The 11,375-nt window shown below is 70.6% G+C and carries 12 protein-coding genes and 1 pseudogene; 5 read left to right on the top strand and 8 right to left on the bottom strand.

Annotated elements, in window-relative coordinates; genetic code table 11:
- Positions 1-129: DUF808 family protein (locus K0M70_RS09065; RefSeq protein WP_290781488.1), on the bottom strand; the 129-nt coding region annotated here is incomplete at its 3' end.
- Positions 130-260: 131 nt separating this feature from the next.
- On the opposite strand from K0M70_RS09065, the gene K0M70_RS09060 reads away from it, so the two are divergent.
- Positions 261-806: an SRPBCC family protein gene (locus K0M70_RS09060; protein WP_290781487.1), complete on the top strand. Its 546-nt coding sequence runs from the start codon at positions 261-263 to the stop codon at positions 804-806.
- Between the two features lies 1 nt (position 807).
- Here the strand turns inward: K0M70_RS09060 and K0M70_RS09055 are convergent, their stop codons facing one another.
- A complete protein-coding gene (locus K0M70_RS09055; RefSeq protein WP_290781485.1) occupies positions 808-1,530 on the bottom strand; it encodes an rRNA pseudouridine synthase in 723 nt (240 codons plus the stop codon).
- A 382-nt stretch (positions 1,531-1,912) separates the two neighbouring features.
- Between K0M70_RS09055 and K0M70_RS09050 the strand changes: the two genes are divergently transcribed.
- Positions 1,913-2,779 (top strand): pseudouridine synthase, encoded by an 867-nt coding sequence (locus K0M70_RS09050; RefSeq protein ID WP_290781483.1) that lies wholly within the window; start codon positions 1,913-1,915, stop codon positions 2,777-2,779.
- On the opposite strand, the gene K0M70_RS09045 is transcribed toward K0M70_RS09050, so the two are convergent.
- Positions 2,776-3,669 carry a DMT family transporter gene (locus tag K0M70_RS09045; RefSeq protein WP_290781482.1) on the bottom strand — a complete coding sequence of 298 codons (894 nt, stop codon included), beginning with the start codon at positions 3,667-3,669 and terminating at the stop codon, positions 2,776-2,778. The two genes, K0M70_RS09050 and K0M70_RS09045, sit on opposite strands and share 4 nt — an antisense overlap.
- Positions 3,670-3,726: 57 nt before the next feature.
- Between K0M70_RS09045 and K0M70_RS09040 the strand changes: the two genes are divergently transcribed.
- The 3 genes from K0M70_RS09040 to K0M70_RS09030 all read left to right on the top strand — a co-directional run bounded on the left by K0M70_RS09040 (position 3,727) and on the right by K0M70_RS09030 (position 5,694).
- Positions 3,727-4,092, top strand: a complete 366-nt coding sequence (locus tag K0M70_RS09040) for a DUF6164 family protein (RefSeq protein WP_290781481.1) — start codon at positions 3,727-3,729, stop codon at positions 4,090-4,092.
- Positions 4,093-4,106: 14 nt separating this feature from the next.
- Positions 4,107-4,703 carry a DUF922 domain-containing protein gene (locus tag K0M70_RS09035; RefSeq protein WP_290781480.1) on the top strand — a complete coding sequence of 199 codons (597 nt, stop codon included), beginning with the start codon at positions 4,107-4,109 and terminating at the stop codon, positions 4,701-4,703.
- Between the two features lie 67 nt (positions 4,704-4,770).
- Entirely contained in the window at positions 4,771-5,694 is a 924-nt protein-coding gene (locus K0M70_RS09030) for an acyltransferase (protein WP_290781479.1), read from the top strand.
- A gap of 12 nt (positions 5,695-5,706) precedes the next feature.
- Here K0M70_RS09030 and K0M70_RS09025 read toward each other — a convergent pair whose 3' ends face one another.
- The 5 genes and pseudogenes from K0M70_RS09025 to K0M70_RS09005 form a co-directional block, all read right to left on the bottom strand.
- On the bottom strand, positions 5,707-6,894 hold the full coding sequence (locus K0M70_RS09025) for an efflux RND transporter periplasmic adaptor subunit (protein WP_290781478.1): 1,188 nt from the start codon (positions 6,892-6,894) through the stop codon (positions 5,707-5,709).
- 2 nt (positions 6,895-6,896) lie between these two features.
- Positions 6,897-9,260 carry an ABC transporter permease gene (locus K0M70_RS09020; RefSeq protein ID WP_290781477.1) on the bottom strand — a complete coding sequence of 788 codons (2,364 nt, stop codon included), beginning with the start codon at positions 9,258-9,260 and terminating at the stop codon, positions 6,897-6,899.
- Positions 9,257-9,973 (bottom strand): ABC transporter ATP-binding protein, encoded by a 717-nt coding sequence (locus K0M70_RS09015; RefSeq protein WP_290781475.1) that lies wholly within the window; start codon positions 9,971-9,973, stop codon positions 9,257-9,259. The genes K0M70_RS09020 and K0M70_RS09015 overlap by 4 nt, the downstream gene beginning before the upstream one ends.
- Positions 9,974-10,004: 31 nt before the next feature.
- Positions 10,005-10,883, bottom strand: coding sequence for a neutral zinc metallopeptidase (locus K0M70_RS09010; protein WP_290781473.1), 879 nt, complete (start codon positions 10,881-10,883; stop codon positions 10,005-10,007).
- A 79-nt stretch (positions 10,884-10,962) separates the two neighbouring features.
- Positions 10,963-11,375: pseudogene (locus K0M70_RS09005) on the bottom strand (peptidoglycan-binding protein); the annotation flags it as partial.

Below are 11,375 nucleotides of genomic sequence, written 5' to 3'. Positions count from 1 at the left end.
CTGCGCGTTCAGCGCCAGGTCGTCGCCCAGCACGCCCGCGGTCTTCTTGGTCGCCACCTTGGTCATCACCGACACGTCGTCGATGATGGTGGCGATATCGTCAAGCAGGGCAAGCAGGCTGGAGGCCATGGGGGCGGGGTTCCTTGGTGAGGCGGCGATTCTCGCATCCTGCGCCCATGCCCGGTAGCCGACGAGGCGTGGGGCCTTGCCAGCGGCGGGCCGGGGCCGCCTAATCGTGGCCTGTGAAGGGAGGACGCGCGATGAAATCTGTGATCGGTCTGGTCCTGGCGGGCCTGCTCGCCCTGCCGGTGCAGGCAGCGGTGAAGGACAGCAGCACCGCCGGCTTCACCATCGAGAACGCGCAGGACGTGCCGGCCAGCGTGCGGGACACCTGGGACGCCCTGGTGGACGACGTCGGCCAGTGGTGGCCGGCCGACCACACTTGGTGGGGCGATGCGTCGAACCTATCGATCAAGGCCCGCGCGGGCGGCTGCTTCTGCGAGCGCAACGGGGCGCAGCAGGCAAGGCACATGACCGTGGCTTTCGTGGACCCTGGCAGGACGCTGCGCCTGGTGGGCGGGCTGGGGCCGCTCCAGGGCATGGGCCTGGACGGCGTACTGGAGTTCCGCCTGGCCGCCAACGGCAAGGGCGGCACCCGCATCACGATGTGGTACCGCGCCGGTGGCTACACGCCCGACGATCTGTCGAAGTTCGCGCCGTTGGTGGACCAGGTGATGGCCGCGCAGCTGGGCGGCCTGGCGAAGCTGCTGCGCGACCGCGCCAAGCCGATCAGCGAAGAGCCCTGACTCAGAACCGCTCGGACACCGGCAGGTAGCGCCACTGCCCGGGCGGCATCTTCGACAGCGGGATGCGCCCCAGGCGGATGCGCTTGATGGCCGTTGCCGTCAGGCCGACCTCCTGGCACAGATGCTGCAGCATGCCCGGCCGCACGCCCTTGATGGCGAAGCGCAGCTTGCGCTCGCTCTGCCAGCTGACCTTGAACGGTGCCACCGGCCAGCCGGCGTAGCTGGTGCCGTGGGTGAGGCGACTCCAGCCGTAGGGCGCGAGTTCGCCTTCGACATCCACGATGAACTCTTGCTCGAGCTTGCCGGCGTCTTCGGTCAGGCGGCGGATGACGCGGCCGTCCTGGCTGAAGACCAGCAGCCCGCTGGCCATCGGCTCGAGCAGCATCGCCGGCGCCTGGTGCGCGAAATGACGCTTGTGCACGCGCCAGCCGGACGGGTCTTCGTCCCAGCGGTTGGCCGGGATGAGCAGGCTGAGCGCGGGCAGGGCGCCTTCGCCGGAGTGGTGCCCGGCGGGCTTGTGCAGCAGCAGGGTGGCTGGTTCGGCGGCTTCGAGCTTCGCGGCCGGGTCCAGTTCGACCGTCTGGTCGGTGACCTTGAACTGCGGCTCTTCCACCACGGTGCCGTCCACGCGCACCCAGCCGCCCTGGATGTACTGCTCGGCCTCGCTGCGCGAGCAGCCGGTCAGTTCAACCAGACGTTTGGACAAACGGAGGGGTTCGGACATGGAAAGGGCCAAGCGGGACAGGCCCCATTGTAGGCGCTGAGAGCGCCGGGAGCGGACGCCGGGTCAGGCGTCCGTCCGGGAAATCACTTGCCGGCCTTCTTGGTGGCCTTTTCGGCGCGCTTTTCCTTCAGCGTCTTTTCCGGCTTCTTCTTTTCGGTTTTCTTCTGGTTCAGGCCCTTGGCCATGGCGAACTCCTGGGTTGGTTGTCGCCGCCCGGCGTGTGGTTCCGGGTCCGGCGGCGTGAGCATGCATGGCCGGCGATGGTTTTTCCAGCCCGCCAACACGTCCACAATGGCGGCATGACAAAGTGCGCCGGCGGACGACCCCGACAGTGGCACCCCGCGGGCCGGTGTCCGGGGTTTGCGACGGCGTGCGCGGTCCCATGAACGCCGATCCCATCGCCAGCCGCCTGCAGCTTCCGCCGGGCCCTTGGGCGACGGTGCTGGAGGCCTTGTGCGCGCACTTTCCCCGGATGGATCCGGCGCAGTGGCGCGCACGCATGGCCGCCGGGCGCGTGATGGATGCGACGGGAGCCACCCTGGCCCTCGACACGCCCTACCGCGTGGGCCTGGAGGTGCAGTACTTCCGGGAGGTTGCCGGCGAAATTCCGCTGCCGTTCGACGAACGCGTGCTGCACGCCGACGCGCACCTGGTGGTGGCCGACAAACCTCCCTTCCTTCCCGTCACGCCTTCGGGGCAATACCTGGAGCACACGCTGCTGCGCCGGCTGGTGCGGCGCCTGGACAATCCGGGCCTGGTGCCCCTGCACCGCATCGACCGCGCCACGTCGGGCCTGGTGCTGTTTTCGGCGAACCCGGCCAGCCGCGGCGCCTACCAGGCGCTGTTCCGCGACCGGCGCATCCACAAGACCTACCTGGCGCTGGCGGCGCCGCTGCCGGCGCTGTCGCTGCCGCACGTGCGGCGCAGCCGCATCGTTGCCGGCGAGCCGTTTTTCCGGATGCGCGAAGCCGAAGGCGAGCCCAACAGCCAGACCCAGCTGGCGCTGGATGCGATGCTGGAAGACCACTGGCGCTACCGCCTGACGCCCGTCACCGGCCGCAAGCACCAGCTGCGCGTGCACATGGCGGCGCTGGGGGCGCCCATCCAGAACGACCCGCTGTATCCGGACTGGTCGGGCACCGCCGCTGACGACCCGCTCCGGCCGCTCAAGCTGCTGGCGCACCGGCTTGAATTCGACGACCCCTTGAGCGGTGAGCGTCGATACTTCGAAAGCCTGCAGTCGCTCTAGGCAGGGCGGCGTGGGCGCCAGGGCAGGGTCAGCGCGATGCCGCCCAGGACGGCCAGCGATCCCAGTACCAGGCGCAGGCCGATGGTTTCGTCCAGCAGCACCAGGCCGGCCAGCGCGGTGATCACCGGTACCGCGAGCTGGCTGCTGCCGGCGGCCTGAGGCGACAGACCGCCCAGCGCCGCATACCACACCGCGTAACCCGCGCCGGACGTGACCGCGCCCGACAGCAGCGCCAGCGCCGCGCCCTGCGCGTCCATGCGCAGCCAGGGCAAGGCCAGCAGGCAAGCGGCCAACGCCCAGGGCAGGGCGCGGATGAAGTTGCCGGCCGTGGCCGCCGTGGGGTCGGCGATGCCGCGGCCGCGCAGGCTGTAGACGCCCCAGGCCACGCCCGCAAGCAGCATCAGCGCCGCGGGCAAGGGCGGCGGCGCGCTCAGGCCCGGCAGCAGCAGCCCGACCAGGCCGGACAGGGCCAGCGTCAGGCCGACCGCCTGCAGCAGGCTCCATCGCGTGCCGCGCGCCAGCCCGACGGCCAGCATCGTCGCCTGCACGGCGCCAAACAGCAGCAGGGCGCCGGTGCCGGCGCTCAGGCCCAGATAGGCATAGGAAAAACACGCGGCATACGCGAACAGCGCGAAGCCGGAAACGGCGTTGCCGCTCGCCAGCGCCGAGCGTCCCGGGCGGTGCACCAGCAGCGCCAGCACCAGCGCGCCGGAGAACAGGCGCAGCGCGGTGAAACTGGCCGGGTCGGTATCGGTGCCGTCCAGGGCCCACCGGCAAAGTAGCGAGTTGCCGGCAAAAGCCAGCAGGGCCAGCACGGTCAGGGCCAGCGTGCGTTGGCGCGACGGAGAGGGCAGGTCCAAGGGCAGGTCGGCCGCGAAAAGGTCGGTCATTATCCCCGCTGCGGGCTGCCTGGGGTGCGCCCCGGCGGCGTCGGTTATCATGGCGACATGGCCAAGCTCCTGCTCAATCTTCGCAACGTGCCTGACGACGAGGCTGACGACGTCCGCGACCTGTTCGTCACCCACGCCATCGACGTTTACGAAACCAAGCCCAGCATGTGGGGCGTGTCGGCCGGCGGCATCTGGCTCGCCGATGCCAAGCAGCTGGACGAGGCCGTGCGGCTGCTGGCCCAGTACCAGGTTGAGCGCGCTGCCCGTGCGCGCGCCGAGCGCGAGGCGGCCGTGCGCGAGGGGCGCGCGCCCAGCACGTGGTCCAACCTTCGCGACAACCCGCGCCAGGCGGTGGTTGCGCTGGTGGGTATCGCCCTGATGCTGGCGATCGTGACGCTGCCCTTCCTGCTTTTCCGTTACTGAGTCGGGGCGCGCGGATGCCGCGTGGCGCACGTCAGCGCGTGTATTGCGCCGCCGTGCTGGCGATGCTGTCCAGCCCCCACGCGGCGGCGGCAACCGCCCAGGGCGGCGCGCAAATTACTGAGACCCGGCGCTATTACGAACTCGACGCCCGCCTGCTGGAGCCGCTTCGGCAGCAGTTGGCCGAGCGGGCAGTGGCCGCAGGCCTGACCGGCGGAGCCATCGGCCGGACGCTGCAGGACGTCGAGACACGTTACCGCCTTGAGCCTTTGCCTTCCGGCTGCCGCCTGACTGAACTGGCGGTGCGCGTGGACCTGACCATGGACCTGCCGGTGTGGCGGCCGCAGGGCACCACGCGACCCGAGCTGCGCGCGCGCTGGGCGCGCATGATCACCGCGCTCACGCTGCACGAGGAAGGCCATCGCGACAACGCCGTCTGGGCCGCCCAGGAACTGCACCGGCGTCTGTCGGCCCTGAGCCAGGACAAGGGCTGCGACGCCTTGGGCAAGCTGGCACAGCGCGAGCTTTTCCTGGTCAAGCTGCGCTTCGAGCTGCGCGAACAGGTCTACGACCGGCGCACCGGCCACGGCGTTAGCCAGGGGTCGGTGCTGTGAGTGCCCGCACGGCGCCGCGCGGCCTTGGTAGTCTGGGCGTCTTCCCACGCCCCGCACGGCCGCTTTCGTGACGTCCCCCAATCGCTCCGCGCTGTTCCTCCTTCCCCGTGGCCTGCGTGCCGCGCTGGCCGCCCTGCTGGTGGGCGGCAGCACGCTGCTGCACGTGCCGGTGCTGCTGGTGGTGGCGATCACCAAGGCGCTGTTGCCCGTGCCCAGGCTTCGGCCCGGCCTGGACCGGGCGCTGATGGTGATCGCCGAAAGCTGGATAGGCGTGAACAGCCGGCTGATAGATGCCTTCACCCGCACCACCTTCGTGGTGGAGGGCATGGACACCCTGCGCTATGCCGGCCACTACCTGGTGCTGGCCAACCACCAGAGCTGGGTGGACATCCCGGTGCTGCAGAAAGTTTTCAACCGCCGCATCCCGCTGCTGAGGTTCTTCCTGAAAAGCCAGCTGTTCTGGGTGCCGCTGCTGGGACTGGCGTGGTGGGCGCTGGATTTCCCCTTCATGAAGCGCTATTCCAAGCAGACCCTGGCGCGCCGGCCCGAGCTGGCGGGCCGCGACCTGGCGGTGACGCGCGCGGCGTGCGAGAAGTTCCGCCACATCCCGGTGTCGGTGATGAACTTCGTCGAGGGCACGCGCTTCACGCCCGGCAAGCATGCGCAGCAGGGAGCGCCGTTCCGGCATCTGCTCAAGCCCAAGGCGGGTGGCGTGGCGTTCGTGGTGGGGGCGATGGGCGAGGCGATCGAATCGGTGCTCGACGTCACCGTCAGCTACGACATCGGCAAGCCCACCCTGGCCGATCTGTTCGCCGACCGCATCCGCGAGGTGCGCGTGCACGTGCGAGAGCGGGCGATCCCGGCAGGCTTCGCCGGCGGCGACTACGAGGGCGACGCCGCCTTCCGCGAGCGTTTCCAGGCCTGGGTGAACGGACTGTGGCTGGACAAGGACGCGCTGCTGGACCGCTGGACGACCGAACGTCAGCCCTGACCGCGAGGCCGTTCAGCGCACGCGAACGTGGCGCCCGTGCTCAAGGTCGCGGCCCGGATGCACCACCACGGTGTCACCTGGGGCCAGGCCATCCAGTACCTCCGCCCAGGGCCCGCCCTGCAGCCCCAGTGAGACGGGCGTGGCAACCGCACGTCCGGACTGCAGCCGGAACACCGCCCAGCCGGCGTCCTGCCGGAACAGCGCGGTCGCAGGGACGCGGACGACGCCGCTGCGCTGGCCCAGGGCGAAACTCGCGTTGACGCGGTAAGCATCGCCCAGCCGCAGCCAGTCGGCGTGTTCGCTGCTGATGTCGACGATCACCCAGACGCGCTGTTCTTCGACGCCCAGCGCGGAAACCTTGGTGAAGCCGGCGGGCTCGATGCGGCGCACGCGACCCTGCAAGGGCTTGGCCTCGCCCCAGCGGTGCAGCTGCACCGGCATGCCCTCGCGCAGCGTCACGGCGTCGGCCGACAGCACGTCCACTTCGACCTCCATGGTCGACGGGTCACCGATTTCAAGCAGCGGGTCGCCAGGCTGGACCGGGCGCGTGCTTTCGAAATGACGTCGCAGCACCACGCCGTCCACGGGCGCCGTGAGTTCAAGCGCGACTTCGGTGCTGCGGTCGCGGCTGCCCAGGGCCAGGGCCGAGTTCGCGGCCTCGAGTTCGTATCGCGCGGTGGCGAAGCGGAAGCGCGCACCGGCCACTTCGCGCTGGCCGCGGGCTTCGAGCGAACGGGCCCGCTCGGCTGATTCGCGCGCCACCAGCGAGGACTTCGCCAGCTGGTCCAGACGCTGGGACTCCCGCTGCAGCTGGGTTAGCGTCACTTCGGAGGCGGCGAGTTCTTCCCGGGCCGCGCTGACCCGGCTCGCGGCCGCGGCGGCGTTGGCGGTGGCCAGCGACCGGGCGCGGACATCCAGTGCGGGAGCGGGCAGGGGGTCGAGCACGACCAGCACGTCGCCCACGGCCACGGCGTCGCCGGCCTGCAGCGCCAGCCGCCTGGCCTGTGCCTGGATGGGCGAGGTGATGACGTAGCGGTCGCGCACCCGTGTGCGGCCCTCCGCTTCCAGGCTGTCCAAGACGTCACCTGTTTCCACGGCCGCCGTGTCCACCCAGGTGGGTGACGGCCGCAACACCAGCCATGCCGCTCCGGCGACGACGGCGGAAACCAGCAGCATTCGCATCAGCCTGGCGCGGGTCATGGTCACTCCTTGGTCTTGAGTACGGCCACCAGGTCGAGCTCGTCCAGGCGGCGGCGCACCAGCGCGCCCGACACCCCGGTCGCGCCGATCACCACCAGCGCCGCCAGGCCGAGCCCGGCCGGCGCAATCACCAGCGGGATGCGGTAGAGGTCGGACTCGAAACCCATCACCAGCAGCCAGCTTAGCCCATGGCCGAGGGCGAAGCCCGGCAGCAGCGCGAGCAGGGTAAGCGTGCCCAACTCACCCATCAGAAGGCTGCGCACTTCGGCCCGCGTGTAGCCCAGCACGCGAAGGCTGGCCAGCTCGCGCCCGCGCTCGGACAGCGTGATGCGCGCGCTGTTGTAGACCACCCCGATGGCGATGCTGGCGCCCATCGCCGTCGCCACCAGGGTGAACATCAGGATGCCTTCGGCCATGGTGGCGCGCAACCCCCGGATCCTCGCCGCGCGGGCGCGGGCGGCCGCCACGCGGGGCCGCTCGCGCAGGGCCTTCACCACGCTGGCGCGCGCCGACGGTTCGATCCTGAGCCAGGCGCCGGACAGGGCGCTGCCGTCGCCGCGCATTCGGTGCAAGGCGTCCAGGCGCAGGTAGGCGCCGACGCCGAGGTATTCGCGGGAGAGTCCGGCGATGCGCAGCCGCAGTGTTTCGCGGCGCCCGTCGAGGAACTCGACGTCGAGCGAGTCGCCGGGCGCCACGGCAAGCATGCCGGCCAGGTGGTCGGTAATCACCAGGCCCTCGCGCGGCAGCACGATCGGTTGGAGCGATTCGCCGACCAGGCGCTTGAGGTCGCCCTGCGGCGGCAGGCCCAGGATCGCCGTACGGTACTCGCGGTGACCGTTGCGCAGCACCACCGCGGACTGCCGGAACGGCTCCACCGCCAGCACGCCGTGGATGGCGAGCAACTCCTGCGCGGCCCGCTCGGAGGTGGGCAGGGTGAAGGTGACGGCGAGATCGTCGCGCTGCGCGAAACCCAGCTGCACGTCGATCATCTCGTCGATGGCGCTGGACTGGAAACGCGTCATCACCAGGATGCCGCAGGCCAGGCCGATGCCCAGCACGGTGGAGGCCGTGCGCAGCGGCCGCCGCTCCAGGTTGCGCAGCACCATCCTGGCGGCGGGGTCGAGCCAGGCCGCCATGCCAAGGCGCTCGAGCAGCGTGGGCCGGAACGAAAACGGAGCCTCGGGACGCATCGCCTGGGCTGGCGCCAGCGCAAATACGCGCGCCAGCCCGGTGAAGGTGCCCAGCGCCGCCACCGCCAGGGTGAAAGCCAAGGCCATGGCCACCACGTCCATCGGCAGCGACCACTGCAGGTAGGGGAAGCGGTAGAACTCGGCATAAACACCCGACAGGCCGCTGGCCGCCCAGGCCCCCAACGCCAGCCCGGGCGGCAGGCCGACCGACACCATGGCCAGCACCAGCATGGCGTAGTGCCGCGACACTTCTGTGCGCGTGTAGCCGAAGGCCTTGAGCACGGCGATCTGCTCGCGCTGGGTGTTCACCAGCCGGCCGATCACGATATTGATCAGGAACGCCGACACCGACAGGAACACCAGGGGAAACAGCCGCGCCATCACCCGGAGCTGGGACAGCTCCTCGTCCAGGAATCGATGCGACGGCTGCAGCTCGCGGCCGTAGGCGCCCAGCCCGCCGTGGCGGGCCAGCAGGTCGTCCAGCGCATCCACCACGTCGGGTACGCTCGCGCCGCGGTGCACGGCCAGCACCACGTCGTTGAAGGCCCCCTCGAGGTCGAACGCGGCGGCCAGCGGCTCGCGCGGCATCCAAAGCACGGCATAGCGTTCGAAGTCCGGGAAGGCGTCGCCGGGCCGCATCTGGTAGACGAATTCCGGCGACAGCCCGATGCCGACGATGCGCAGGCCCTGGCGGCGGCCGTTGATGATGGCGACGATGCCGTCGCCAGGATGAAGGCCATGCGCCTGTGCGAACGCCTCGCCGACCACCGCCTCGTCGGTGCGCCGGGTGTCGGGCAGCCGGCCCTCGCGCAGGAACAGGCGGTTCAGGCCGGCCTGGGTGGCATCGGGCAGCGACACCATCAACCCCGTCACCGCATCGTCGAAACCATCCAGCTCCAGGTTCACGGGGGCCACCACGCGGCCTTCGGCCTGCTGCACGCCGGGCAGGGCGGCGATGTCGGCAAGCAGCGGCCAGGGCGCGCGCTCGACCCGGGCGAAGACGTCGGCGAAGCGGTATTCGCCATAGAACCGCTCGCGCGTGTCGGCCAGCGAACGGTAGGTGGACAGCGACATCACCAGCGTGGCGAGGCCCGCGGTGAGCACCAGCGCGATGGCCACGGTCTGCCCGCGCATCTGCGCCAGGTCGCGCCACAGCTTGCGGCGCAGCGCGGTCACCAGGACAGGCTCCCGGGCTCGACCGGACTGGCGTTGGCTTGAATCGAGGCAATGCGGCCGTCGCTGAGGTGGATGACGCGATCGGCCATTTGGGCGATCACCGCGTTGTGGGTTATCACCACGGTGAGCGCCCCGGTTTCGCGATGGGTGCGCGAGAGGGCCTCGAGCACCACGATGCCGGTGCGTGAATCGAGCGCCCCGGTGGGTTCGTCGCACAGCAGCACGGCCGGCCGCTTGGCGATGGCGCGGGCGATGGCCACGCGCTGCTGCTCGCCGCCCGAAAGCTGCGCGGGAAAGTGGTCCATGCGCTGCTCCAGGCCGACCATGGCCAGCGCCGCCTCGGGCGTCATGGGATGGGCGGCGATCTCGGTCACCAGCGCCACGTTCTCGCGCGCCGTGAGGCTGGGGATGAGGTTGTAGAACTGGAACACGAAGCCGACAGATTCGCGCCGGAAATGGGTCAGCGCGGCTTCGCCCGCACCGGTGAGCTCATGGCCCTGGCAGCTGACTTCCCCCGACGTGGGCGCGTCCAGCCCGCCCAGGATGTTGAGCAGGGTCGACTTGCCGCTGCCCGAGGCACCCAGCAACACGACGAACTCACCCGCCCACAGGTCCAGGTCGATGCCGCGCAGGGCTTGGACCTCGACCTCGCCCATTCGATAGGACTTGGTCAGTGCCCTGGCGCGGAATACCGGCGTGGTGTCGGTGGCCATGGGAACGCGCTTTTCGGCGCGCGCTGGCGGCTCAGAGCGACGCGGCCGCGAAAGTGTCGCACCGGCGTACGTCGCCGGACTGGAAGCCGACGCGGAACCAGCGCATGCGCTGCTCGGCGCTGCCATGCGTGAATGAATCAGGCACCACCTGGCCTTGACCCTGGCGCTGCAGGGTGTCGTCGCCGATGGCGCTTGCGGTGGCCATGGCCTCCTCGAGGTCGCCGTCTTCCAGCCAGGCGTGGCGCTTCTGCGCGTGGTGCGCCCACAGCCCGGCGTAGCAGTCGGCCTGCAGCTCCTGGCGGACCAGGGGGCCGGTGGCGCCTTCGACGCTGCCGCCGCGCTGGCGCACCTGGTTTACCTGGTCGGAAATGCCGGTGATGGTCTGCACGTGGTGGCCCACCTCGTGCGCGATGACATAGGCCTCGGCGAAATCACCGCCGCCGCCCAGCCGCTGCTCCATCTGCCGGAAGAAGCTCAGGTCGATGTAGACCTGCTGGTCGGCCGGGCAATAGAACGGACCCACGGCCGCCGTCGCGCCTCCGCAGGCCGAGTTGACGCTGCCGCTGAACAGCACCAGGGTGGGGGCCGGGTAAGTGCTGCCGCTGGCCTTGAAGATGGCGCCCCACACGTCCTCGGTTTCGCCCAGGATGCTGGCGACGAACTGCGAGGCTTCGTCGTCCACCGGCGGGGCGGTCGATGGGCCGGCCGGGCCTGCGGGCGCCTGCTGCTGCATTTCGGCCACCAGACCCAGCATCTCCAGCGGGTTCTTGCCCATCAGCAGGCCGATCACCACCACCACGGCGATGCCGCCCAGGCCCAGCTTCATGCCGCCACCGCCACCGCCGCCCCCGGCACCCATGCCGCGGCGGTCGTCGACGTTGCTGGAGCGTCTTGCGCTGCGCCATTTCATGGGGGTTGCTCCGTAAGGGTGGGCGTTTGGCTGATTGTTGCCTGAAACCTGCGCCGGCGGCGAACCCGGGTCAGGGCTGGCGCAGGGCCTGCAGGATGCGCTGGCCGGCGCGGCCGTCGGCGGGCTGGCCCAGGCGGGCCTGTTCGAGCTTGAGCGCTTCGCGCGAACGGCTGCCGATCATGCCGTCCACGTCGCCGATGTCGTGGCCGCGCGCCACCAGGAGTTCCTGCAGCTCGCGGCGTTCGCGCCGGGACAGGCCGGGATCGTCGGTGGGCCAGGCGGCAACCAGCGGGCCGCCGCCGCGGAGGCGGTCGGACAGGTGGGCGATGGCCAGCGCGTAGCTCTCGGCCGCGTTGTAGGAATAGATGGCGTCGAAGTTCTTGTGCACCAGGAACGCGGGGCCGTCCTTTCCGGCCGGCAGCAGCAGCGCCGTCGGAACCTCGCTGCTGGCCAGGGCGCGGCCGTCGGCGGGCCTGGCGCCGCGGCCCACCC

This window comes from Arenimonas sp. (genome assembly GCF_019459675.1).
Taxonomy (GTDB): domain Bacteria; phylum Pseudomonadota; class Gammaproteobacteria; order Xanthomonadales; family Xanthomonadaceae; genus Arenimonas.
Note: the sequence above shows the minus strand (reverse complement) of the source record. Positions and strands in the feature narration are given on the sequence as shown.